Annotated in this window: 23 protein-coding genes; 11 read left to right on the top strand and 12 right to left on the bottom strand. The window is 56.2% G+C overall.

All coding sequences use genetic code 11. The annotated features are described in order from the left end of the window. Window positions 1-149 precede the first annotated feature (149 nt). From ACYQ04_RS08055 to asd, 4 genes are read left to right on the top strand one after another with little or no spacing between them, the layout of a single operon-like run. The gene (locus tag ACYQ04_RS08055) at window positions 150-692 is read left to right on the top strand and encodes a hypothetical protein (RefSeq protein ID WP_460128712.1); all 543 of its coding nucleotides are present in this window, start codon (window positions 150-152) and stop codon (window positions 690-692) included. Window positions 693-698: 6 nt separating this feature from the next. After that, window positions 699-1,577 (top strand): homoserine kinase, encoded by an 879-nt coding sequence (locus ACYQ04_RS08050; protein WP_460128710.1) that lies wholly within the window; start codon window positions 699-701, stop codon window positions 1,575-1,577. After that, on the top strand, window positions 1,574-1,909 hold the full coding sequence (locus tag ACYQ04_RS08045) for a threonine synthase (RefSeq protein WP_460130070.1): 336 nt from the start codon (window positions 1,574-1,576) through the stop codon (window positions 1,907-1,909). Before ACYQ04_RS08050 ends, ACYQ04_RS08045 begins: the two co-directional genes overlap by 4 nt. Beyond that, a complete protein-coding gene (asd, locus tag ACYQ04_RS08040) occupies window positions 1,906-2,910 on the top strand; it encodes an aspartate-semialdehyde dehydrogenase (protein ID WP_460128709.1) in 1,005 nt (334 codons plus the stop codon). The genes ACYQ04_RS08045 and asd overlap by 4 nt, the downstream gene beginning before the upstream one ends. Before the next feature lie 12 nt (window positions 2,911-2,922). Here the strand turns inward: asd and ACYQ04_RS08035 are convergent, their stop codons facing one another. The 5 genes from ACYQ04_RS08035 to ACYQ04_RS08015 form a co-directional block, all read right to left on the bottom strand. Next, the gene (locus ACYQ04_RS08035; RefSeq protein WP_460128707.1) at window positions 2,923-4,245 is read right to left on the bottom strand and encodes a TrpB-like pyridoxal phosphate-dependent enzyme; all 1,323 of its coding nucleotides are present in this window, start codon (window positions 4,243-4,245) and stop codon (window positions 2,923-2,925) included. 309 nt (window positions 4,246-4,554) lie between these two features. Continuing rightward, a complete protein-coding gene (locus tag ACYQ04_RS08030) occupies window positions 4,555-5,643 on the bottom strand; it encodes a hypothetical protein (protein ID WP_460128705.1) in 1,089 nt (362 codons plus the stop codon). Window positions 5,644-5,743: 100 nt separating this feature from the next. Beyond that, window positions 5,744-6,526 (bottom strand): hypothetical protein, encoded by a 783-nt coding sequence (locus ACYQ04_RS08025; RefSeq protein WP_460128703.1) that lies wholly within the window; start codon window positions 6,524-6,526, stop codon window positions 5,744-5,746. Further along, entirely contained in the window at window positions 6,526-7,302 is a 777-nt protein-coding gene (locus ACYQ04_RS08020) for a hypothetical protein (protein WP_460128701.1), read from the bottom strand. The genes ACYQ04_RS08025 and ACYQ04_RS08020 overlap by 1 nt, the downstream gene beginning before the upstream one ends. Before the next feature lie 9 nt (window positions 7,303-7,311). After that, on the bottom strand, window positions 7,312-7,755 hold the full coding sequence (locus ACYQ04_RS08015; protein ID WP_460128698.1) for a hypothetical protein: 444 nt from the start codon (window positions 7,753-7,755) through the stop codon (window positions 7,312-7,314). An 81-nt stretch (window positions 7,756-7,836) separates the two neighbouring features. On the opposite strand from ACYQ04_RS08015, the gene nikR reads away from it, so the two are divergent. Further along, entirely contained in the window at window positions 7,837-8,253 is a 417-nt protein-coding gene (nikR, locus tag ACYQ04_RS08010) for a nickel-responsive transcriptional regulator NikR (RefSeq protein WP_460128695.1), read from the top strand. On the opposite strand, the gene rqcH is transcribed toward nikR, so the two are convergent. Continuing rightward, on the bottom strand, window positions 8,250-10,202 hold the full coding sequence (rqcH, locus tag ACYQ04_RS08005) for a ribosome rescue protein RqcH (protein WP_460128692.1): 1,953 nt from the start codon (window positions 10,200-10,202) through the stop codon (window positions 8,250-8,252). The two genes, nikR and rqcH, sit on opposite strands and share 4 nt — an antisense overlap. Before the next feature lie 39 nt (window positions 10,203-10,241). Next, the gene (locus tag ACYQ04_RS08000; protein ID WP_460128689.1) at window positions 10,242-10,502 is read right to left on the bottom strand and encodes a hypothetical protein; all 261 of its coding nucleotides are present in this window, start codon (window positions 10,500-10,502) and stop codon (window positions 10,242-10,244) included. A 124-nt stretch (window positions 10,503-10,626) separates the two neighbouring features. Between ACYQ04_RS08000 and ACYQ04_RS07995 the strand changes: the two genes are divergently transcribed. Further along, the gene (locus tag ACYQ04_RS07995; RefSeq protein WP_460128686.1) at window positions 10,627-12,675 is read left to right on the top strand and encodes a 1,4-alpha-glucan branching protein; all 2,049 of its coding nucleotides are present in this window, start codon (window positions 10,627-10,629) and stop codon (window positions 12,673-12,675) included. On the opposite strand, the gene ACYQ04_RS07990 is transcribed toward ACYQ04_RS07995, so the two are convergent. Together ACYQ04_RS07990 and ACYQ04_RS07985 are read right to left on the bottom strand one after the other, a co-directional pair. Then, complete coding sequence (locus ACYQ04_RS07990) at window positions 12,672-13,406, bottom strand: alpha-glucosidase (RefSeq protein WP_460128684.1); 735 nt, start codon at window positions 13,404-13,406, stop codon at window positions 12,672-12,674. The genes ACYQ04_RS07995 and ACYQ04_RS07990 overlap by 4 nt on opposite strands. A 155-nt stretch (window positions 13,407-13,561) precedes the next feature. Beyond that, window positions 13,562-15,127, bottom strand: coding sequence for a sodium-dependent transporter (locus tag ACYQ04_RS07985; protein ID WP_460128682.1), 1,566 nt, complete (start codon window positions 15,125-15,127; stop codon window positions 13,562-13,564). Between the two features lie 584 nt (window positions 15,128-15,711). On the opposite strand from ACYQ04_RS07985, the gene gdhA reads away from it, so the two are divergent. Continuing rightward, window positions 15,712-16,971 carry a glutamate dehydrogenase gene (gdhA, locus tag ACYQ04_RS07980; RefSeq protein WP_099209905.1) on the top strand — a complete coding sequence of 420 codons (1,260 nt, stop codon included), beginning with the start codon at window positions 15,712-15,714 and terminating at the stop codon, window positions 16,969-16,971. Between the two features lie 85 nt (window positions 16,972-17,056). Here the strand turns inward: gdhA and ACYQ04_RS07975 are convergent, their stop codons facing one another. Continuing rightward, complete coding sequence (locus ACYQ04_RS07975; RefSeq protein WP_460130069.1) at window positions 17,057-18,223, bottom strand: hypothetical protein; 1,167 nt, start codon at window positions 18,221-18,223, stop codon at window positions 17,057-17,059. Between the two features lie 102 nt (window positions 18,224-18,325). Here ACYQ04_RS07975 and psmB point away from each other — a divergent pair, with 102 nt between their 5' ends. The 4 genes from psmB (at window position 18,326) to rpiA (ending at window position 22,022) form a co-directional block, all read left to right on the top strand. Further along, window positions 18,326-18,934, top strand: coding sequence for an archaeal proteasome endopeptidase complex subunit beta (gene psmB, locus ACYQ04_RS07970; protein ID WP_460128678.1), 609 nt, complete (start codon window positions 18,326-18,328; stop codon window positions 18,932-18,934). A gap of 10 nt (window positions 18,935-18,944) precedes the next feature. Then, window positions 18,945-20,891, top strand: a complete 1,947-nt coding sequence (locus ACYQ04_RS07965) for a beta-CASP ribonuclease aCPSF1 (RefSeq protein ID WP_460130067.1) — start codon at window positions 18,945-18,947, stop codon at window positions 20,889-20,891. A gap of 74 nt (window positions 20,892-20,965) precedes the next feature. After that, window positions 20,966-21,328: a hypothetical protein gene (locus ACYQ04_RS07960; protein WP_460128676.1), complete on the top strand. Its 363-nt coding sequence runs from the start codon at window positions 20,966-20,968 to the stop codon at window positions 21,326-21,328. A 4-nt stretch (window positions 21,329-21,332) separates the two neighbouring features. Next, window positions 21,333-22,022 (top strand): ribose-5-phosphate isomerase RpiA, encoded by a 690-nt coding sequence (rpiA, locus tag ACYQ04_RS07955; RefSeq protein WP_460128674.1) that lies wholly within the window; start codon window positions 21,333-21,335, stop codon window positions 22,020-22,022. A gap of 14 nt (window positions 22,023-22,036) precedes the next feature. On the opposite strand, the gene ACYQ04_RS07950 is transcribed toward rpiA, so the two are convergent. Next, window positions 22,037-22,531, bottom strand: coding sequence for a putative toxin-antitoxin system toxin component, PIN family (locus ACYQ04_RS07950; protein ID WP_460128672.1), 495 nt, complete (start codon window positions 22,529-22,531; stop codon window positions 22,037-22,039). Next, the gene (locus tag ACYQ04_RS07945; protein WP_460128670.1) at window positions 22,532-22,813 is read right to left on the bottom strand and encodes a hypothetical protein; all 282 of its coding nucleotides are present in this window, start codon (window positions 22,811-22,813) and stop codon (window positions 22,532-22,534) included. Window positions 22,814-22,834 lie beyond the last annotated feature (21 nt).

Raw genomic sequence — 22,834 nt, 5'->3', positions numbered from 1 at the left:
TTCCTCGATTACTTCACATTTCGTCAATTTTTCAACTCACGTCTTGAAAAATATTTAACCCCGGTTCCTCCTACCGTTGGGGGTGAACCTCGATGGGTGGTGGGGAAACTCACCGTTGTGAAATTCGGGGGGACTCCCTGAGGTTCTTGATGGAAGGAGCAACGGGCCTCGTTGCCATGTTGCGTGAGGACTCCAACGTCCTCGTCGTTTCTGCGCTTTCGGGCATTATCGACGCTTTGCTGAGGCTCGCAGAGACAGGGGACCCGGGGCTTCTTGAGAGGGTATTGGCCGAGCACTCCGCCCTGGCAGACTCCCTCGGCGCCGACGTTTCGGGGCTCCTGTCCGGGCTTGAGAGGGCAGTTGGGAGGCGCCGCTACGACCCAGTGTGGAGGAACTACATCCTCTCCTCCGGGGAGAGGCTTTCCGCGGTGCTCTTTGCCAGGACCCTCGAAAACGAGGGGATTTCGCTGGTACTCGGCAGGACCGAGGACTGGCGCCTTGGAACCCTTGTCGCTGAGTTCGGCGACGACTGGCCGATAGTCGTTCACGGCCTTGAGGGGAAAACCGCAAGAATAGCCGTCATCGGCGTCGAAGAGCTCCCCGGCTGGGAGGGGGTTAGGGGGAACGGCTATTTCTCCCTCGCCGCTGAGAGGGGGAGCTCACTCTGGTTCTCAGGGAAATACACGGGGTGATTTTCGATGAGAGTTCGGGTTCACGCTACCATAGCGAACTTCGGGCCAGGGTTTGACGTCTTCGGTGTCGGTATAGGCGAACCCTACGACGAGCTGACCTTCAGGGAGGCGGACGAGTGGGGGATACGTGTGAAGGGGCACGACGTGCCTATGGATGAAAGAAACGTCGCGGTGGTTGCCGCGAAGGCCCTCGCCGGGATGCTCGGTGAAGATGTAGCCCTGAGGATGAAGCTGAAGAAGGGGATAAGGCCAAAGAGCGGGCTCGGGAGCTCGGGGGCTTCATCGCTCGCGGGGGCGCTCGCCATGGCGAGGGTTCTTGGCGTGGAGGACGAGGGGCTCATACTCCGTGCGGCGATGGAGGGTGAAAAAGCCGCTTCCGGCAGCGTCCACGGGGACAACGTGGTTCCGGCTTACTACGGCGACTTCACCGTCATAGAGTCCAGCGAGCCGCTGAGGGTCTGGCGCCTTCCGGTGGACTTCGAGGTGGTGGCAGTTCTCCCGTCCGTGGAGATTCCGACGAGCGAGGCGAGGCGCGTCCTTCCGCCAAAAATCCCGCGGGGGGACGCGGTCAGGAACCTCGCGCTCGCGTCATCCCTCGTCCTCGCGCTGAGGGAGAACGACCTCCCGGCGGTTGGAAGGCTCCTCGACGACAGGATAGCTCTACCCTACAGGAAGAGCCTCATGCCGTGGTACGAGACGGTGAGAAAGGCCGCCCTCGAGGCCGGCGCCTACGGGTTCTCCGTGTCAGGCTCGGGTCCTGCGGTCTTCGCCCTCGGTGAGGACGTGGCTCAAATAGGGAAGGCCATCGCCGAGGCCTTCAACGGGATTGGTATCGAGGCCGATGTCTACGTCACAAAGGCTGGAAGGGGTGCCCTATGGTTTTGAGGTGTATCGAGTGCGGGAGGGAGTACGACGAGAAGGAGCTCCGCTACCGCTGCGACTGCGGCGGTCTGTTCGAGAGCGTGAGCGACGAGGAGATACTCCGCGCCCAGCACCTCCTCGCGAGCAGGGAGGGGCTCTTCGTCGAACCGGTCTCTGCAGTGCCGTTAGCGGGCCTCATGAGGCTCCTCGAGAGCGGGGAGCTGGGGAGGGGCAAGAGCTACGTTATCATAACGACGGGACACGGGCTCAAGGACCCGAACGTCGTTGTAAACCGCTTCGCCCTTCCCGAACCGATAGAACCGACGCTGGAAGCCTTCAGGGAGGTGATGGGATGAAGGTTGCCGTTCTTGGAGCGACTGGAATGGTGGGGAGAACGTTCGTGAGGCTCCTCGAAAACCACCCGTGGTTCAAACTCGGGGCCCTCGTCGCGTCGGAGCGCACCGCCGGGAAGCGTTACGGTGAGCTCGTGGAGGACGCACCGGAGGAGTTCCGGGACATGGAAATCGTCCCTCTTGGCGAGTTCCTCAAAGAACCCGACGTTGACCTCGTCTTCAACGCCCTCCCCGCCTCAATCTCGCGGGAGGTGGAGGAGAGGCTTGCGGAGCAAATCCCGGTCTTCACCAACGCGAGGGCCCACCGCTACGACGATGACGTGCCGATACTCGTCCCCGAGGTGAACCCGGAGCATCTTAAGCTCATCAAGATTCAGCGAGAAAATCGGGGCTGGGACGGCTTCATAGTCACGAACCCGAACTGTTCGACAGCGGTTCTAACCGTTTCCCTCGCCCCGCTGAGGAGGTTTGGAATCAAGAGGCTTCACGTGGCGACGATGCAGGCCATCAGCGGCGCAGGTTTCTCGGGCCTTTCCGCGCTCGCGATACAGGACAACGTGATTCCGCTCATCGAGGGCGAGGAGTGGAAGATTGAAAACGAGAGCAGGAAAATCCTCGGGCGCCTCGACGGGGGAAGAATAATCCCGGCGCCCTTCGAGGTGTCCGCGATAGCGACGCGCGTTCCTGTCCTCCACGGTCACACCGAGGCAATCTTCATAGAGCTCGAGCGCGGAAGTGTGGAGGAAATCAGAGAGGCCTTCGAGGCTTTCGACCCGCTGAAAGAGCTTGGCCTGCCGAGCTACGAGAGGCCTCTCGTTTACGCCGACGTTCCCCAGCCGAGGCTCCACAGAGACAGGGGGAAAGGTTTAACGGTGACCGCCGGGAGGCTGGAGAAGAGCGGTTCGGCCTTCAAGTACGTCGTCACCGGGCACAATCTCGTCCGTGGGGCCGCGGGGGGCTCACTCCTCAACGCGGAGCTCGCCAGAAGGATGGGATACATCTAAAAAGAAAGGGAGTCACCTAAGGGCCGGGAAGTAGTCCGGCTCATAATCTTCGAGCTTCCCGTCCAAGTAGTCCTCGTAGCCCTTCAGGTCGAGTAGGCCGTGGCCACTCAGGTTGAAGAGTATGACCTCCTCCTTTCCTTCTTCCTTCGCTTTCAAAGCTCTGTCTATGACGCCCTTTATCGCGTGGGCGCTCTCAGGCGCTGGGATTATGCCCTCGGTCTTCGCGAACAGCTCCGCCGCCTGGAAGACCTCGTTCTGATGGTAAGCTACTGGCTTGACGATGCCATGGTTTATGAGAACGCTCAGCGTCGGAGCTAAACCGTGGTAGCGTAGGCCGCCTGCGTGTATCGGTGGGACGTAGTAAGTGTGGCCGAGTGTGTGCATTTTCATCTTCGGGGTGTATCCTCCGGAGTCGCCGAAGTCGTATTTGTAAACCCCGCGCGTCATGCTCGGAGCTGCTTTCGGTTCGACCGCTATGAACTCGTATTCGTTTTTACCGCTCAGGACGTCCCTTACGAAGGGATACGCTAACCCAGCGAAGTTGCTTCCGCCGCCGACGCACCCGACTATAACGTCCGGCTCCTCGAACTCCTTCATCTGCTCCTGGGCTTCGAGGCCAATAACTGTTTGATGCATGAGCACGTGGTTGAGAACGCTCCCGAGGGCGTAGCGGGCTTTTTCGTCCCTTAAAACGTCTTCAATCGCCTCGCTTATCGCTATTCCAAGGCCTCCGGGATGGTTCGGGTCCTCGCTCAGGAACTTCCGTCCGATTTCCGTCCTGTCGCTTGGACTGGGGTAGATTTCGGCACCGTAGAGGCGCATTATCGTCTTCCTGTACGGTTTCTGGAAGTAGCTGGCGCGCGCCATGTAAACGCGAACCTTCAGGCCGAGCAGGGCACCGGCCAGGCTCAAGGCAGTCCCCCACTGTCCTGCTCCGGTCTCTGTAACGAGCCTTTCTATCCCCTGCTCTTTCGCGTAGTAGGCCTGGGCCAAGGCGGTGTTTATCTTGTGACTCCCCGTTACCGTTGTCCCCTCGTACTTGAAGTAAATCCTCGCCGGCGTGCCAAGGGCCTTTTCAAGGTTCGTCGCCCTGAAGAGCGGTGTTGGGCGACCTATCTTGGCGTAGAGCTCGCGGACCTTCTTTGGAATCTCGATGTACCTTTCCGTGCTCATCTCCTGCTTTACAAGCTCCTCCGCGAAAATCCTCAACAGCTTCTCCGGTCTCATAGGCTCGTCGGTTTCCGGGTCGAGGGGTGGAGCTAACGGCTCCGGGAGGTCGGGCAGTATGTTGTACCACCTCTTCGGTATCTTCGAATCGGGCAGAACGGCTTTCATTCTAACACCTCCTCCGGTTCCTTTAATCCGTTCGAGAAAGGTCCCAAAGGGTGAGGGAATAAGAGCGTGAGAACTAAACCAGAGAGTTTAAGTGACAGAACTGCGCGGCCAAAAGCAATCCCTCCTCAGCTCAGCGCCAAAAACAATCCCGCCTAACCGCTATGCCAAGGTTTGAGAAGCGACATTCAAAACCAAAAACAATCACTCCTAACCATCATGGTGCATCGAGGTAAGGAAACTGCATTTCCTTAAGTTCTTTTCGGTTGCTTTATTGACGATAAGACGAATTGTACGTCTTTGGCTTCCCCTTTAACTGCCACAGCGACGAAGTATCCTCTGCGTTCGAGGCAAATGGAAGTCGTCCTCGGGAGTCAGCCCTTTAACTTCTCGGCCGTTCCGCAGGCCGCAGGGTGAAAGCTCCTCCGCCGAGTTTTTCACTTCTGTAGTTTTCCCGCTCAGAACGAGGATTTCCTTCCCCTTAAGGGCAACGTAATGAGACCCTTCATTCCTTACCCGGAGGGACCACCTGCAGTCCCCGCTTTTTCCCTCCATCAACTTGACGTATCCGGTTCCCTTGAGCTCGATTTCTATGGCTTTGTAGGTGTTCCTTACCCACTCGCCGGGCCAGTCCGATAGGTCGAGCTTTCCAACCCTGACGCCCCCGTTTGAGCTCCAGTTGAAGAGGTATTCTCTAAAAATCGGCGGCTCGCTCGCGTTCCAGAGGTAGTCGTCGTGCCAGCGGAGCGCAAACCCCTTGATGCCCCTGCAGGGGCCCCGCGCCGAGATAACTGCGAGGCCACCGCCGAGAATCCTCGTCTCGGCCAAGTATACGCACTCCCCGCCCCTGGCAAAGAGGGCATCTCTCATGATGTGAGAGTACGTCCCGTAGTTCTCCACAATCCTTAGGTAGCCCTCCGATTCAACGCGTTTTGCGGCCTCACGGTAGGCGTTATCAGCCTTCTCACGTGGTTCATAGAGGGTTACGGAACGGCCAAGGACGGGAAGTCTGACCATTGAGGACTTCCAAGCGACCCCGCTGACGAGAATCGTCGAGTACGCAACCGTTTTGTTGCAGGAGTAGGTAAGCTCCCCACTACCCAGTGGCCAAGTATCGGCCTGTCGTCCCCAGCAGCCCGTAACAAAGTGGAGGCCGAACTCGACGTTCGGGCCCGTGACTGGAGGGGGCATTAAGAGGAGCATCAGGATGAGTGATGTTGCCAGAAACGGTGCCAGCTGGAGGAGCCTTTTGCTGTAGTAGTTCCTGAAAACCACTGGGGGTACGATAACCGCGGAAATGAAGAGGAGGACTCCGAGGAGGTGGTTGAGCTGGAGGATTATCCACGCGAGGGATGAGAGCAACGCCGAGACGGCAACGGAAGCAATCAGTTTGCCCGCCATGGGTCCTCCTCAGTTGTTACGTCTCAGGGAATATAACCTTTGTCATGGTTTCAAATTGTTTTTGAATCGTTCTGGACGGTTGATAAATTATGAAGAAAAGTCAGGTCGCTGGTTCCTGGATTATCTCAACCACTCTGTTCACGTCCGCTTTTCTTCCCTTCAGAACAATGAGGACCGTGTAGTCCCCGGCATCGCTAACAAGGAACCTCAGTCCCCTGTCCTTTTTCTTCATGAGGTACTCGGCGTACTTAACCTGGGTGTCGCTCGAGTAAACGAGGATGAGCACTTCAACGCCGTCCCCTATCTCTGCCTCAAACGAGAGCTTGGCGAGGTACCAGTCCGGTAGGGGTCCCGTCCAGTTGGTCCTGCTAACGGTAATGTTGTTCTTCATGAATTTGGTTCCCAAGGCTAGAGCCTCGGATTCTGCGAGCTTCCATGGGCTCGGCGACGGTAGCGGGCTTGCATCGAGGGGTTTTCCACATAGCCAATGCTCCTCGCTTGCGTTCAGAACCGCGTTTGGTGCACCTCTGATGGCCAGAAACCTCGTTCCGTTGTACGCGATATAATAAGCCTTCTTCCGGTTGTTCCAGTAGCTCCACTGGCACTTTATGCTACTCCAGTTTCCGGAAACCATGGAGTACCCGATTTTTGATAGTTCGCCGATGACCTCGCCGTACACTTCACTTGCGTTCTTCAGGGTTGCGTTGATTATCTCGACCCCTCCGCTCTTCTCCCAGCTCATGTTAACGAGGCTTGGGGGGTCGGTGTAGCCCCAAATTTTGGGTTTCGGCACCGGCGCTACGTAGTAGTACTCCCAGTAGACCAGTCCGGCGAGGAGGGAAACGGCGAGGATGATTCCAGCGACCGCCTTCTTCATCTCCATCACCCGCAGGAGGCTCCTCTTGTATCGGCAACGCTCTCAATCGAATCGTAGGCCCTGGAGATATCCCCCGCAGGGCCGTCGAGTACCACAAGCGCACGATAACTGAGGGCGGAGATGCAGAGCATTTTTCCCTCCAGGAGCGACCTCGCGTACTCAAGCTGTTCGTCCGTTGCGTAGATTAGAATCAGGATTCTCACCTTCCCCGCCTCTACACTGTAGTTGGCGAGGTTCCAGGGGATTTTTCCGTTCCACTCTGAGGGAACGACGATTACGCCGTCTTTCTCCAGTGCGTCGCCTATAAGTGAGGCCGTGTAGGAGAGGGCTTTTTGAGGACTGGGACCGATGACAGTCGTTTTCCATCCGGGCTTTCCGCACTTTGAAGTTTCGTTCACCCACTCGACGACCGCCTTCAGGTCTCCGCGTGCCACTAAAACGCCCTCCTCCGTTTCCCCAACGTAGTAAGCTTTCCTCCCGTTCCAGATTGTCCACCTGCAGTCGCTCCAGTTGGCGTAGACGGGGTAGTAGCCGAGGGGCCTGAGCTGGTAGTCGAGCTTTTCCTCGACGTCCCCGGAAAGCGTCGTCACCTCGATGTTCCCTTCCATCTCCCAGCTTACGGTTTGGAGAACCGGCGGGTCGGTGAGGTTCCAGAGGACGGGTTTTTTCGCCGGACTAACACTTTCTTCCCCGCCTTCCCCGTTCCTAGGCAGGTAGTTTACGACGCCAACGGCTATGAGCGCGATAACTATGATTGCCAGAACCCTGTGCGTTCCCTTCATTCCAACACCTCACGCGACCTCGGTTTGCTCGTAGGGGCTCCTTCCCTGCCTGTGCTTCACGAGGAGCGAGTAGAAGAACTCCTTCAGCTCGGGCGACATGCCGTCGTCGAGGAGTATGTCGGCTTTTCCCGAGTAGTTCTTCTCGGCCTTCGTCACGAGCAGGGCAATCTTCGGGGTCAGGTGTTCGAGCAGGGCCTTACCGACCTCCGCATATTCCTCGTCGTCGAGCTCCTCGTCACTCTCGATTGCTATGTAGACGATGAACCCCTTCATCTGAACCGCCAGCACGGTTTCAGTTTCGGTCACCTCGAAGAAGGAGAAGTTGTAGCCCTCCCTCTCGGCCCTCGCTATGAGGAGGCCCTTTATTGAGAGCGTAACCGGTTTCTCCCCAATCTCGAAGATTAAATCCTCCGCGAACTCCCTTCGCGCTATCGAGTAAAGCTCGTCCCTCATGCTCGAACCTACTCCGGTTCGGATAAAAGACTTTTGGAACAGATTTATAACTTCCGTGCCATCATCTCACTTGGTGGTGTTATGAAGGTGGTTCGTTTCGGCGTCTCCGTACCGGAAGAGCTCCTCGAAAAGTTCGACAGGATAATCGATGAGAAGGGCTACGTCAACAGGAGCGAGGCGATAAGGGACCTCATGAGGGACTTCATAATCAGGCACGAGTGGGAGACCGGCGATACCGAAGTCGCGGGGACGATAACGATGCTCTACAACCACGACGAGGCGGACGTCGTCAAGGAACTCCTCGACCTGCAACACGAGTACCTTGAGGAAATCGTCTCCAGCATTCACGTCCACATGGACGAGCACAACTGCCTCGAGGTCGTCATCGTCAAGGGAAAGGCGAGCAGGATAAAGGAGATAGCGGACAGGCTACTGAGCCTCAAGGGAGTGAAGCACGGCAAGCTCGTCATGACAGGAACCGGGAAGGAGCTGGTTTAACCGACCACCTCCACTATTTCTCCCCCTCCCGGAGGCAGAATCGCGTTCAAATCCTCCTCGCGAACCTTGTAGCCCCACTTCTCGAGGATTCCACGTATTTTCTTGACGAGCTCGCCCTTCTTGAGCCTGCCTGGCCTTATGACGATGTACCTGTTTGTGTGGGCCTTAATCGCGTCAACGGGCGCGCAGACGACGTAGTCTTCCCCTTCGTAGTTTATAACCCCCACAGCCAGCTTGAGCGGAAGCCCTCTCAGCCAGTTCCTCTTCCCGTAGACCATGAACGCTCCTTTGCCGAGGTACTCACCGCTGGGAGCTTGCTTCGTCACCTGATTTGGATAGGCCCAGTAGGCGTCCGTTCCATACAGCCCCTGACTCCATGCTCTGCTCATCGAGACCGCGAACTGGCAGGCCTCGAAGATGGTCTTTTCCCCGGCTTTCTGCCCGTCCTTGATGACGACGTGGGGAGCGCCGTAAACGTCGGCGTGGCAGTAGAGGTCGTTCTCGGTCATGTGCTTCTTTATGAGAACCTCGTTCGTTCCCGCGTCCTTTCCTGCCAGGACGAGAAAGCCCTCACTTGAAACGAACCAGCGGAACTTCTCGAACCACTTCTTCTTTCTCCTCTCGATTCTCTTGACGTTCAGTTCCTTCTTCATCTCCTCCTCGATGAGCTTCTCGACCTCGTCGAGCTTTCTCTTCGTGTCCTTGTAGGCCTTCAAGGCACCCTCGTACTTGTGCCTGAACTTCTTGGCCTTCTCGTAGTAGAGCTCGGCGTTCTCGCCTATGCTTTTGTTGAGGTAGAGTTTGACCTTCTTTCCTTCCAGCTCAATCGTTACGGCCTTCTCCTTCGGGTCGATGGCCTTCACCATGAGGGCTACCTTGTTCCCCGCCCTCTTGCCCTCTTCTATCCTCTTCTTGAACTCATCCCAGCCGAGCTTTTCGGTGGCCTTCCTGAACTCGTCCAAAAGCCGTTCAACCATCGCGTAGTTCGCGTATATTAAATCCCCTATCTCCTGGTTCTCGTTCATGGCCTTCTCGAAGCCCTTCAGCATCTCCTCCTGCTTCCTCAGCGTCGCCAAAAGCCCTTTCTTCCTGTTTTCGAGCTTCTTCGTCCTCTCGATTTTGGCTTTCTCGATTGTGAGCTTACCGAAGTACTCATCGAGGGCCTCGCTGAAGGTTGGGAAATAGCGCTTCTCAAGTCCCTCGTAGATTCTCAGCTCGATTGGGACGACGTCGTGCATGTTGCCGTCCTTGTAGACGATGTTCGACCTCGGCTCGTCGTTGAAGGTTCCCATCATGGCCTCGTAGACCTTCCTCAAATCCTCATCGCTCAGCTCCTTCACCGGCGTCGTCTTCTCGAAGCCTGCCCTTATTGAAATCTCTTCCGCGTACATCCCACCCATGTTGAGCTTCCTCGCCAAAGCTCTAACGAGCTCAAGCTCCTCTTCCTCCCTCATCAGCTCAAGGAAGCGCTCGAAGGAAACCTCCAGCGGGTTTTCACGAGCCGGCGGGAACCTGTATTCTGCCTTCGGCTTTATCGCCCTGTCCTTGTACTCCTCGTAGCGAAGGGCGGCGACAATGCGGTTCTCAGAGTCCACGAGGATTATGTTCCCCCTCCTAAAGAGCTCGCCGATGAGCGTGTAGTCGCCAACCCTAATCTTGACAATCCTGTCGAACTGGTGCTGCTCTATCGCGTCTATGAAGCCCCCGCTCAGGTGCTTTCTGAGGAGCATCGTGAAGCTTGAAGGCTGTTTCGGCGCTTCTTTAACGTAGCTCGTGAGGTGGAACCTCTTCCCCGCCTGGAGGATTAAATCGGCCCTGCCCTCTTTCGTGCGGAGCTTAATCCTAATCTCGTCGCCGTCGTGGTAGACCTTGTCAACGCGAGAGCCAACGAGCCACTTGAGTTCTCTCACAACGTAGCGTATGTCAACGGAACTCATCTCTTCCTTCATTCTCTCACCCGAAAAGAGTAGAGGGCGGGGGTTAAAAGGTTAAAGCCTGAGCGCGAGCAGAACGAGCGCCCCCGCAATCGCGAGGGAGGCCCTTACCGCGTCGCTCTTGTCCCCTTCGACGGCCTCACTCAGCAGTCCAAAGGATAGCCCCACTAGGCCGATGTCGTATAGGACGTAGGCCAGCCTTGTGAAGTCCCTAATGGGCATGGAGAGAATCGAGATTATAGCCCCAAGAAGAACCACCGCGAGGGCCCCTGCGATGAAGCCGCTCTCCGTCCCCGTGAGCTCGTCCAACCTCATGGTATCACCGAACTTCCTACGGGTTCGGAAATAAAACGTTTTCCATGCACATTACTGGTCACGGTGACAGGTCTGTTCCGAATAAGGTTAAATACGATGAGGCTTAAACACCACCGGTGATACCATGAGGGGCTACCTAACCTTCGTCCTTCACACTCACCTTCCCTACGTCAGGAAGCACGGCAAGTGGCCCTTCGGCGAGGAGTGGCTCTACGAGGCGATGAGCGAGAGCTACCTGCCCCTGCTCATGGAGTTCGAGCGCCTAAGGGACTCGGGAGTTCGCTTCCAGCTCGTGGTAAACATAACGCCCGTCCTGATGGAACAGCTGGCCGACGACTACGTCAAGGCCGAGTTTGAGAAGTATCTCTTGAGGAAAATCGAGAGGACGAGAGAGAACCTCGAATCTGGAAAGTATCCTGAGAAGTCCGTTAGAGAAGTCCTCCGTCACTTCGAGCGTGTTTACTCCTACTGGAAGGCCATAAACGGAGACGTAATCGGCAGGTTCCGGGAGCTTCAGGAGGGGGGCTACCTTGAAATCATAACCTCCCCCGCGACACACGCCTACCTGCCCCTCCTCTGGAGGGAGGAGTCAATACGCTCCCAGATAGCCAACGGAATAGCAACCTACGAGAAGCACTTCGGGAGGAGACCTCGGGGAATGTGGGTTTCCGAGTGCGCCTACCGGCAGAGTGGCGAGTGGGAGCTCCCGGGCGGAAGAACCGTCGAGAGGAAGGGGGTAGAGAAGTTCCTTGAGGAGTTTGGAATTGAGTACTTCTTCGTCGAGAGCAACCTCATTGACAGCGGACCGGTCAGCGACTCCTACGGCGCCCCGGTTCCTACCGGTTCTCTTGCGACGCTCAGGCCCTACTGGGTCAAGGGGTCAAACGTTGCGGTCTTCGCGAGGAACCGCGAGACGGGTCATCAGGTCTGGAGCGCACACTACGGCTACCCAGGGGACTACTGGTACAGGGAGTTCCACAGGAAGGCCGAACACAGCGGCAACCAGTACTGGCGCGTGACGGGTAAGGACGTTGATTTGGGCGATAAGGACTTCTACGACCCCGAGAAGGCCCTTGAGCGGGTTGAAGTGCACGCGAGGCACTTCGTCTGGCTCGTCGAGACCCTACTGGGTGAGTTCGAGGAGGAAACCGGTGAGAAGGGGATAATCGTTGCCCCCTACGACACCGAGCTCTTCGGTCACTGGTGGTACGAGGGTGTCAGATGGCTCGGCCGCGTCCTCGAGCTTCTTGCCGAGAGGGGAATCAAAACGACGACGCTTTCAGCCTTCCTCTCTAACTACTCCGGCGATAGGCTTGAGGTCGAGCTGCCCGAAGGCTCGTGGGGCGCCAACGCGGACCACTCGACCTGGTGGAATCCGGAAACGGAGTGGACGTGGGAGGAAATCTACCGCGCGGAGGACAGAATGGTGGCAATAGCGAGCCGCTTTTACGGGAAGGATAAGCTCGGCGACAGGGCGATAGAACAGCTCGCGAGGGAGCTTCTAATCCTCGAGGCGAGCGACTGGCAGTTCCTCATAACGACGGGTCAGGCGAAGGCCTACGCCGAGAGGCGCGTTCTGCTCCATAGTCGGGACTTCCACAGGCTTGCCAACGAAGTTGTCAGGTACTTCAAGACCGGCGAGATGGACGTTTCACTCCTCGAGGGCCTTGAGGAGCGCGACAACCCCTTCAGGCCGGTGATAGTTGCCCACTACGTCAGCGACAATCCACCTGAGCTTGAGGAGTACGTGGAGCCTCCTGAGGTGCCACCAGAGGGGAGAGGTAGAACGGAGGAAGTGGGAGGAACGTTCGTTGAGGCGGAAGCCGAGCTCGGTGAGAGCGTCTTCGAGGGTTCCGATGGGAGGTTCTACGCGAGTTCGCTCGCCTTCGTAAAGAGGAGGAAGCCGAAGGTTCCCCTCGCGAGGAGGATTGACACGAGGCTGACAAAGAGGGTCGAGAGGATTGGAACGCCCAGGAAGCTGAAGGCCGAGAAGAAACGCCCACGGTTGAAGCGCCTCATAGACGTCAGGGGCATTGGGCCCAAAACTCTTGCGAAGCTTAATAAAGCGGGGATAAACACACCCGAGGACCTTCTTCATGCGGACCTTGAGGAGCTCACAAGGAAAACGAGGATTTCAATAAAAAGGTTGAGAAGGTTCGTGGAGCAACTTTAGAGGAACGCGTGGCGGTGCCTGTAGAGCAGGTAGAGGCCGTACACGATGAGGTACAGCTCGACGGCGCTGAGGACGACCATGAATATCAGCCAGCCCTTGACGAACTCCGGGCTCTTGTTGAAGGTCTCCGCTATTTTTTCTATGGCACCGGGCGTCGTCAGCTGCCTCCAGCCGTAGGTCAGTCCCATGACACCCTGGATTATCGGGATTGGAGCCGCTGAGTATGCCAGGAGAAGGCCAGTGTAGCCCCTCCTCTGGAGGGAGAGCATCGATAGTATTATCGGGAGCGCCAGGATTAGGGCTGTTACGGCCATCACCTGACTCATGTAAACACCGACGAGTAAGAAAAACGCAGTCATGCCGAATATGTAGGTGCGGTAGGCCTTCTTCAGTTCCCTGAGCATCTCCGGGTCGAAGTCGTAAACGGCCGACTTGGAGTAGAGGTTCATCTTCTTTACCCGCTCGATGTACTTCTTCTTGCCCTCGCGCTCAATCCCCTTGTCCGTGCTGAGGTTCTTCAGCTCCTTCGCCTTCTTGAAGAAGAACTCCGCCAGCTGAACGTTGTCGTTCTTGACGTTCTTTGACAGCCGTCTGAAGTTCTCGGCGGCCTCCTTTATGAGCTTGATGACCTTCCTCTTCTCCTTCTCGCTCAGAACCGTGAGCCTTTCAACGCGAGGTATCGTCGTTTCCAGAACCTCGGCAGTGTCCTCAAGAATCCCCGGACTTTTCACGTCTATCCCTCCAAAACTAAAAAAAGAAGGGGGTTTAAGACCCTTGCCCCTGCTTCTCCGCCTCGAGGAGCTTCCCTATGCTCCAGAACATCAGGGCGAAGATTACGAACCACGCGAAGAGCATGTAGATTACCCAGCTTCCCATTGCCATCACCTCAGACCTTTATGAGCACCTCGTTCTTCGCTATCTCCTCGCCGTACTTCCTCTTGATGGCGAAGTAGGTTTCGATGGCTCCGATGATGAACATCACTATAATCACTGCACCCACAGTCGGCGGAATTCCGCCGCTAACGAAGCCCTTGAAGGTTCCGACCAGCGGAATCAGCAGGAATATTGGCGCCACTATGAGGGTAATCCACTTGTAGAACGTTGGAATCTTGACGTAGGCTCCCTTGTGGAGCTCCTCCCAAAAGTTGTCGGGCTTGAAGAGGTACACTGCGACTATGATGTCCAGCAGGGCCAGCAGGGTGAGCTGGAAGCTAATCCAGTTGTCGAGCGGTGTAACGTAGTTGTCGAGGCCGATGTAGATAACTGGCAGTCCGAGCACGAAGTATATCAGCAGGACGAGCCAGGTGCCCATGCTCCTCTTGATTCCGAGGTCCTCCTCGAAGAGGGCCACGAGGTAGTTGTACATCGCTATAGCCGAGGTCCAACCAGCGAACCAGAGCAGGAGGAACCAGAGTGCACCGAAGAACCTTCCGACCTCGCCCATGCTGACGAAGACGTTGGGCAAGCTCGTGTAGGCGAAACCGAGACCGAATTTGTGACCAATCCAGGCGAGGGCGGCGCTCTTGCCCTGGTCCAGGACATTTGCCGGAACAATCTTCGGGGCGTAGGCGGTCGCCAGAGGAATTGCGAGCGAGCCACCAAGGACAACCTCGGCGAACTCGTTGAGTGAAACGGTGGCTATACCGGAGAGAGCGACGTCATCGTTGGGACCGAGGTAACTGGCGTAGTTCTGAATGATACCCATACCGAGCGACAGGGTGAAGAATATCTGTCCCGCGGCCGCAAGCATGACCGTCGAGAAGTGCGCCTTGAGGTAGGCCCAGTTCGGGGTCCAGATGAAGGCGAATCCATCGAGCGTGCTCCAGTTCGGGTCGATTGGGGAACCGAGGACAAAGACGTAGCCGACCATTATGATGGCGAAGACGTAGAGCAACGGCATCATCACCTTGACCCATTTCTCGATACCCTTGCTGACACCCCTTCCGACGGCTATGGCGATGGTGACTATGGTTATGCCCCAGAAGAGGAGCACCTCGCCGTGGTTGCTGAGGTAGTTGCTGAAAAACGTTCCTGTGTTTTTGCCGAAGTAGGCTCCGGTTATGCTGAACCAGGTGTACGCGGCTGACCAGCCGATGAGGTGCAGGTAGTAACTGTTGAGCAGGGTGACTCCAGCAAAAGCCACCATACCGCTGATGACACCCATTATGAGGGCGCTTCTCGGCTTGAGGCTCTCCCTGGCCATGAGGTAGTAGCTCGGGCCGATGGTTCCGTGGCCGTACTTGCCCCCGTACCTTCCGGCGACCCATTCAACCCACATTATTGGTATTCCGAGGAGGAACAACGCTAGGAAGTAGGGCACCATGAAGGCGCCGCCACCGTTCTGGGCGACCTGGGTTGGGAACCTCACAAAGTTACCAAGGCCAACCGCGTTTCCGGCCATGGCCAAAATTAAACCAATCTTGGTCGCCCATTGGTCCCTCTGCTGTTCCATTTTCAGCCACCTCCATACTTAAATGTATTGTAGCTTATACCAATGCCCACCTCGGGGGCACTATGTATAAAGGCTTTCATCGTATAAAAAGCTTTTTGGGGGCCCCTTTCGACGAAAGACGATTTACTTTCCCGTAAAATAACTCGGGGGCGGTTTGTTGTCATTTTTCCAAATTTTAAACAGAGAAACGTGCGTTCTGTGTCCATATGACAAGTACTCGTTAAAATATTTGTCATTTTTTCAACAAAATGGCGTGGACAATCGTTTTATACTTTCTCCTCAAACTCACATTGCCCGATGATTGGAAAGAGAGTGAGCTGATTGTGTGATGACCGACTTCTCGCTGAGGGCCCTTTTCACATCTCTTCATTGTTGAATTTTGATGTCCATTGATGTTCATAAAATCTTGGATGTACATCCCTCTTTTTGGCTAAAAATTTCGAGAGAACTTTTTATTTCTTCGAAAATTTGAGATGCTAACTTTTTGTTGCAAACTAAGCTTTCTCCTGCCTCCTTTTCCGAAAGGTTTATATATGCAAAGGTCGTAGGGGATATCGCAGATTACCGAAACTGAGGTGGTAGCTATGGTCGAGATTGACCCGTTTGAGATGGCCGTTAAGCAGCTCGAGAGAGCTGCCCAGTACATGGACATAAGTGAGGAGGCCCTTGAGTGGCTCAAGAGGCCCATGAGGATTGTTGAAGTTAGCGTTCCCATCGAGATGGACGACGGTTCTGTTAAAGTCTTCACTGGATTCCGCGTTCAGCACAACTGGGCCCGTGGTCCGACCAAGGGTGGTATAAGGTGGCACCCTGCCGAGACCCTCAGCACCGTTAAGGCCCTCGCCACCTGGATGACCTGGAAAGTTGCCGTTGTTGACCTCCCCTACGGTGGCGGTAAGGGTGGTATCATCGTTGACCCGAAGAAGCTCTCCGAGAGGGAGCAGGAGAGGCTCGCTCGCGCTTACATAAGGGCCATCTACGACGTCATCGGCCCGTGGACCGACATTCCCGCCCCGGACGTTTACACCAACCCCAAGATAATGGGCTGGATGATGGACGAGTACGAGACCATAATGAGGCGCAAGGGCCCGGCCTTCGGTGTCATAACCGGCAAGCCGCTCAGCATCGGCGGTTCCCTCGGAAGGGGCACCGCCACCGCCCAGGGTGCCATCTTCACCATTAGAGAGGCCGCCAAGGCTCTTAACATGGACCTCAAGGGCAAGACTATCGCCGTCCAGGGCTACGGTAACGCCGGTTACTACACCGCCAAGCTCGCCAAGGAGCAGCTCGGCATGAAGGTCGTCGCCGTCAGCGACAGCAAGGGCGGTATATACAACCCGGACGGCCTCGACCCGGACGAGGTTCTCAAGTGGAAGCAGGAGCACGGCTCAGTTAAAGACTTCCCAGGCGCGACCAACATCACCAACGAGGAGCTCCTCGAGCTCGATGTTGACGTCCTTGCTCCGGCTGCCATCGAGGAGGTCATTACCGAGAAGAACGCCGACAACATCAAGGCCAAGATTGTCGCTGAGGTTGCCAACGGTCCGGTTACCCCTGAGGCCGACGACATACTCCGCGAGAAGGGCATCCTCCAGATTCCGGACTTCCTCTGTAACGCCGGTGGTGTCACCGTCAGCTACTTCGAGTGGGTCCAGAACATCAACGGCTACTACTGGACCGAGGAGGAAGTCCGCGAGAAGCTCGACAAGAAGATGACCAAGGCCTTCTGGGAAGTCTACAACACCGCCAAGGAGAAGAACATCCACATGCGCGATGGTGCCTACGTCGTCGCTGTCCAGAGGGTCTACCAGGCCATGAAGGACCGCGGATGGGTCAAGAAGTGATTTCTTCTCCATTCCTTTCCTTCTCAATTCTCCCGACAGGTTCTTGAAAGCAGGTTTGTTAGGGTAAGAAAGACTAAAAGAAAAGTCAGCCCTTCGTCCAGTAGTCCTTCTCCTCCACCATTGCCCTTATCATCTCGTCCTCGTCCTTGAACATCGTCCGCCTTGACGGGTTCTGCATGCCGTAGAACTCCATGAACGGGCTGGGCCTCCTCTTGAAGGGGTAATAGAGGTATATCGCCGCGAGCGTACGGTAAGCTTCGGCCATCTCGCTGACGACTCCCGCTGAAACGCCCTCGGCGTAGTGGTAGACCGCTATGGCCCTGCTGACATCGACGAGGTTGAAGTCCCTCTCAACGAGCTGTCTCCTCAGTATTTCCGTTGCCTGCTCTATGTCCCCCCTTTCGAGCTCATCAACCTCGTTCCCGTCGAGGAGGTGCTTTATCCTGATTTTCTTCACGTTTGGGTTCTTGGCGACCTGGTTGTCGTACTCAGCTACGACCCACCAGTCGTCCAGGGCACCGGGGTCGAGAACGGTAAAGTGCTCGCTCAGCTTGTCGTAGAAGCCCCTGACGCGGTGGTAGTACTCCTCCTCGTGGCCGGTCATCGGGTAGCTGAGGTAGACGAGGGGCTTCTCCTTCTCCCTGACCAGCAGGTCGAGGAAGACCTCCGGTGGGTGCCTTATGCCGAACTGGAGGACGTAGCGGACGTTTATTCCCTCCTTCTTGAGCTCGTGGACAAGGGTCTTCACGTGGTTTATGGCATCCTCGCGCCACATGACGAGGGTCGTCAGCTTTATGTTGTCCGGGTCGTTGCCGAAGCGCTCGAACCACTCGGGGTCGTTGATTATCCTCCTCCTGACCGAGAGCACGTCGTCGAGGACAATGATGACTCTGTCAGGTTTGAGGAGCTTGAGGTTGCTGAGGGTGAAGCCTATAACGCTCCCGCTCCCCCAGCGGAAGAGGCTCGGCGTCGAAACGAGGTGGAACCTTTTGTCGCTCTCGTCTATCTCCCGCCTTATTCTCTCGAAGGCCTCGTCGCGAATCTCGTTCATCAGGTCTTGGTGGTTTATCGCGAAGTCAAGGACGTTCTTGCGGGTTATCTTAACACCCCTCTCCTTTCCGACATCGCGGAGGTAGTCGAAGACGTGGTAGTATGCGTAGCTCTCTCCGCTGGCCTTTTCAAGGGCATCACTCAGGTATTCGTCGCGCCCGTTGAGGGGCGGGCCGGTTAGAAGGATTACCTCCTTTGCCATGACAACCACCCAAGGGAGTGGGGCGAAACCTTTAAATACTCTTTCTCTAAGCGGGGTTCAGAGGTTCTTCTATTCTAAAAACCAACTCCAGGGGTGTTGTAGTTGACTGAGAACCTAAAGGGAACCACTACCGTCGGCGTAGTTTGCAAGGACGGTGTAGTTTTAGCGGCAGACAGAAGGGCATCGCTCGGCAACATGGTGCTTTCTGAGGGAGTCACGAAGGTCTTCCAGATAGACGAGCACCTCGCCCTGGCAGGAGCGGGGAGCGTTGGCGACATACTGAGCCTCGTCAGACTTCTAAGAGCTGAGGCAAAGCTTTACCGCGCGAGGGTCGGCAGGGAGATGAGCGTCAGAGCCCTTGCAACCCTCACGTCGAACATCCTTCACGGAAACCGCTTCATGCCCTATTTCGGCTGGTTTCTGATTGCCGGCTACGACGAGAAGCCGGGCCTTTACTCGATAGACATGGCCGGTGGCGTCACGGAGGACAAGTTCACCGCCGCCGGTTCAGGAATGGAGTTCGCCTTCTCAATCCTTGAGGAGAACTACCGCGATGACCTCTCACTGGGGGATGGAATAAGGCTCGCCCTGAAGGCGATAAAGGCTTCCACCCGCAGGGACGTTTTCACCGGGGGTGGGGTTACACTCGTGACGGTAACGGAGGACGGCTACCGCGAGTGGAGCGAGGAGGAGCTCAAAGCGCTGTTCTGAGGTGGTGGCGTTGATTCGGAGGGAAACCTACGTTGACGAGATACTCAAGGAGATTCGCGAGGTCATAGCCCAGATGGTTCCGCCGAACGCGAGGATAACCGACGTCGAGTTCGAGGGGCCGGAGCTCGTCATCTACACCAAGAACCCGGAGGCGATAATGAAGGACGGCGACCTCATCAGGAACCTTGCGAAGGTTCTGAAGAAGAGGATAAGCGTCCGCCCGGACCCGGACATCCTAATCCCGCCTGAGAAGGCCGAGGAGATGATTAAGGAGCTCGTCCCGAAGGAGGCGGAGATAACCAACATCAGCTTCGACCCCTCCGTCGGCGAGGTTCTCATAGAGGCCAAGAAGCCCGGCCTCGTCATCGGAAAGAACGGCGAGACGCTTCGTCTAATCACGCAGAAGGTCCACTGGGCGCCGAGGGTCGTCAGGACCCCACCGCTCCAGAGCCAGACGATTTACTCGATAAGGCAGATTCTCCAGACCGAGAGCAAGGACAGGAGGAAGTTCCTCAGGCAGGTCGGCAGGAACATCTACCGCAAGTCCGAGTACAAGAGCAGGTGGATTAGGATTACCGGCCTGGGTGGCTTCCGCGAGGTTGGAAGGAGCGCGCTCTTGGTTCAGACCGATGAGAGCTACGTTCTCGTTGACTTCGGTGTGAACATAGCCTCGATGAGGGACCCGCTCAAAGCGTTTCCGCACTTCGACGCTCCAGAATTTCGCTACGTCCTCGACGAGGGCCTTCTCGACGCGATAATCATAACCCACGCCCACCTCGACCACAGCGGAATGCTCCCGTACCTCTTCCGCTACAAGCTCTTCGACGGGCCGATTTACACGACCCCGCCGACGAGGGACTTGATGACCCTCCTCCAGCAGGACTTCATCGAGATTCAGCACATGAACGGCGTCGAGCCCCTGTACAGGCCGAGGGACATAAAGGAGGTCATAAAGCACACCATAACCCTCGACTACGGCGAAGTCCGCGACATAGCCCCGGACATAAGGCTGACCCTCCACAACGCCGGGCATATACTCGGTTCGGCGATAGTCCACCTCCACATAGGCAACGGACTCCACAACATAGCGGTAACCGGCGATTTCAAGTTCATTCCGACCAGGCTCTTCGAGCCAGCAGTGAACCGGTTCCCGCGCCTTGAGACCCTCGTCATGGAGTCCACCTACGGTGGAAGCAACGACTACCAGATGCCGAGGGAAGAGGCGGAGAAGAAGCTCATAGAGGTCATAAGGGAAACAATCAAGCGCGGTGGAAAGGTGCTCATCCCGGCGATGGCCGTTGGAAGGGCCCAGGAGATAATGATGGTCCTCGAGGAGTACGCGCGCGTCGGAGGAATAGAGGTTCCGATTTACCTCGACGGAATGATTTGGGAGGCAACGGCAATTCACACAGCCTACCCGGAGTACCTCAGCAAGAGCCTCCGCGAGCAGATATTCCACGAGGGCTACAACCCGTTCCTCAACCCGATATTCAAGAGCGTCGCCAACTCGCGCGAGAGGCAGGATATCATAGACTCCGGAGAGCCGGCCATAATCATAGCCACCTCTGGCATGCTCGTCGGCGGACCGAGCGTCGAGTACTTCAAACAGCTCGCCCCCGACCCGAAGAACAGCATCATCTTCGTCAGCTACCAGGCCGAGGGCACGCTCGGAAGGCAGGTGCAGAGAGGTTTACGCGAGATACCGCTCATCGGCGAGGACGGCAGGACAGAGGTCGTTCAGGTCAACATGGAGGTCCACACGATAGACGGATTCTCCGGTCACGCCGACAGGAGAGAACTTATAAGCTACGTCGCCCGCGTCAGGCCGAGGCCAGAGCGTATAATCACCGTCCACGGCGAGGCCCACAAGTGCCTCGACCTCAGCTCCAGCATACACAGGAAGTTCGGTATATCAACGCGCGCGCCCAACAACCTCGACGCCATAAGGCTCAAGTGATGGGCTCGCTGAGCCCTTCCTCTTTTCGATAACGTTTTAAATCTCTCCCACAAGAGCCCCTTAGGTGGGAGGACGTGAAGATAGAGTACAAGTTCTCGTTCGCGGTTTACATATGGGGCATTATCACCGGGGTAATCAGCGGACTGCTGGCGTACTACAACAGGAGCGCCTGGATAATCGGCTTCCTGCTCTACTTCCTCGTGGACAAGTTCGTGATGGCGCTGATTAAGGAACTCCCGCCGGACGTTCCGGACGAGAGGGCTATACTTAGGAAGGCTTTCTGGGGCTGGCTGTTGTTCTGGCTATACTTCACGATGCTGACGTACTCGGTGGCCATCAACTTCCAGCCAGTCTGCTACTCTAACCAGAGCCTCCTTTACCAGGTCGCCCACAACGGAACGGCCGGGATTAAATGCGTGTTTAACGTGACGGGGTGATTTCATGAACGTTGAGGAAATGAAGAAGGCCGTCGCCAAGGAGGCCCTCAACCTCATCGAGGACGAGATGGTCATTGGCCTCGGTACCGGCTCTACGACCGCTTACTTCATCCGCTACCTCGGGAAGCTCATCATGGATGGTGAACTTGAGGAGGTCTACGGTGTCCCTACCTCATACCAGGCGAGGCTTTTGGCCCTTGAAGCCGGTGTTCCGGTTGTGAGCCTCGACGAGGTTGACGCGATAGACATAGCGGTTGATGGAGCCGACGAGGTTGACCCGCAGATGAACCTCATCAAGGGGCGTGGCGGGGCCCTCACCATGGAGAAAATCATCGAGTACAGGGCCGGAATGTTCGTTGTCCTCGTTGACGAGACGAAGCTCGTCGAGTGGCTCGGTCAGAAGATGCCCGTTCCCATCGAGGTGATTCCGGTTGCATGGCGCGCAATCGCGGAGGAAATAGAGGTCTTCAACGCCACCGCTGAACTGAGGATGGCCGAAAAGAAGGACGGGCCCGTCGTTACGGACAACGGCAACTTCATACTCGACGCCAAGTTCCACCGCATAGATGACCCACTCGACCTTGAGATAGAGCTCAACAACATCCCCGGCGTCGTCGAGAACGGCATCTTCGCGGACATAGCAGACCTCGTTCTCGTCGGCACGAAGGACGGGGTCAAGAGGATGGAGCGCTGAGAAAGAAGGATTCTTTACTTTTCAATCCCATATTTCTCCCTAATGTGCTTCAGGAACTCTCCGGCGGTGAGGATGTAGAACCAATGCCTCTTGAGCTGGAACCTGAGCGTCTTTTCGTTCCTCAGCTTAACTAAGTGTGCTGTGTTCATGCTGATGAGGTAGCGAGCTTTGGAAGCGTAAACCACATTGAGGAACTTAACATCGTCGAGGTGACCTACGGCATTAACTATCTTGGGGTCATCTTCAAACTTCACGCGGGGAGAAACTTTCTTGGTGTGGTTTTGAACGAGGTTGTAAATGGCCCTGGCCTTCTCTGGTTTCCCAATAAGGAGTCCGATGACTGCAAGGGTTTCCTTCATCTCCTGCAGGGTCTCCTTGGAACCATAGTTCTGGAGTGTTGATTCCTTGAGAAGCTCAAGAATCCTGATGGTAGGACTTCGAGAAGGGTCTTTAGTCTTAAGAGCGCTGATTAGAATTGATGTGTCGAGGACAACCTTGAGCCGAGCCATTCAAATCACTCCGAGCTTTTTCAGCTTCCCCTCGATGCGGTGAAACTTCTTAAGCTCCTCTCTCGCGAGTTCAAGAAGCTCCATGGTGCTTAAGTTTGCGGTTCTCTTGTCTTTCAAGATTATTCTCCAGGCCTTTTCGTCGCCCATGGGTTTGTCCATCTCGTTCATTAACTCTCTCACCTGGAAGAACCAGACAATATCCTCTGGCTTTTCTTTTGTGGCCTTGGCGAGGCCGTCAATTACCGACTCGAAGACTCGCCTATCAACGGCTTTTACCGCCATGCTCTCACCGGATTATAGTCG

Source organism: Thermococcus prieurii, assembly GCF_054657655.1.
Note: the sequence above shows the minus strand (reverse complement) of the source record. Positions and strands in the feature narration are given on the sequence as shown.

Coding starts and splice junctions, on each gene's coding strand:
- ACYQ04_RS07995 (WP_460128686.1), top strand. CDS start 10,627: ATGAGGGGCTACCTAACCTTCGTCCTTCACACTCACCTTCCCTACGTC.
- ACYQ04_RS07950 (WP_460128672.1), bottom strand. CDS start 22,531: ATGGCTCGGCTCAAGGTTGTCCTCGACACATCAATTCTAATCAGCGCT.
- ACYQ04_RS07945 (WP_460128670.1), bottom strand. CDS start 22,813: ATGGCGGTAAAAGCCGTTGATAGGCGAGTCTTCGAGTCGGTAATTGAC.
- rpiA (WP_460128674.1), top strand. CDS start 21,333: ATGAACGTTGAGGAAATGAAGAAGGCCGTCGCCAAGGAGGCCCTCAAC.
- ACYQ04_RS08055 (WP_460128712.1), top strand. CDS start 150: ATGGAAGGAGCAACGGGCCTCGTTGCCATGTTGCGTGAGGACTCCAAC.
- ACYQ04_RS07975 (WP_460130069.1), bottom strand. CDS start 18,223: ATGGCAAAGGAGGTAATCCTTCTAACCGGCCCGCCCCTCAACGGGCGC.
- ACYQ04_RS07985 (WP_460128682.1), bottom strand. CDS start 15,127: ATGGAACAGCAGAGGGACCAATGGGCGACCAAGATTGGTTTAATTTTG.
- ACYQ04_RS08030 (WP_460128705.1), bottom strand. CDS start 5,643: ATGGCGGGCAAACTGATTGCTTCCGTTGCCGTCTCGGCGTTGCTCTCA.
- ACYQ04_RS08015 (WP_460128698.1), bottom strand. CDS start 7,755: ATGAGGGACGAGCTTTACTCGATAGCGCGAAGGGAGTTCGCGGAGGAT.
- nikR (WP_460128695.1), top strand. CDS start 7,837: ATGAAGGTGGTTCGTTTCGGCGTCTCCGTACCGGAAGAGCTCCTCGAA.
- ACYQ04_RS08050 (WP_460128710.1), top strand. CDS start 699: ATGAGAGTTCGGGTTCACGCTACCATAGCGAACTTCGGGCCAGGGTTT.
- rqcH (WP_460128692.1), bottom strand. CDS start 10,202: ATGAAGGAAGAGATGAGTTCCGTTGACATACGCTACGTTGTGAGAGAA.
- gdhA (WP_099209905.1), top strand. CDS start 15,712: ATGGTCGAGATTGACCCGTTTGAGATGGCCGTTAAGCAGCTCGAGAGA.
- ACYQ04_RS08000 (WP_460128689.1), bottom strand. CDS start 10,502: ATGAGGTTGGACGAGCTCACGGGGACGGAGAGCGGCTTCATCGCAGGG.
- ACYQ04_RS08025 (WP_460128703.1), bottom strand. CDS start 6,526: ATGGAGATGAAGAAGGCGGTCGCTGGAATCATCCTCGCCGTTTCCCTC.
- ACYQ04_RS08035 (WP_460128707.1), bottom strand. CDS start 4,245: ATGAAAGCCGTTCTGCCCGATTCGAAGATACCGAAGAGGTGGTACAAC.
- asd (WP_460128709.1), top strand. CDS start 1,906: ATGAAGGTTGCCGTTCTTGGAGCGACTGGAATGGTGGGGAGAACGTTC.
- ACYQ04_RS08020 (WP_460128701.1), bottom strand. CDS start 7,302: ATGAAGGGAACGCACAGGGTTCTGGCAATCATAGTTATCGCGCTCATA.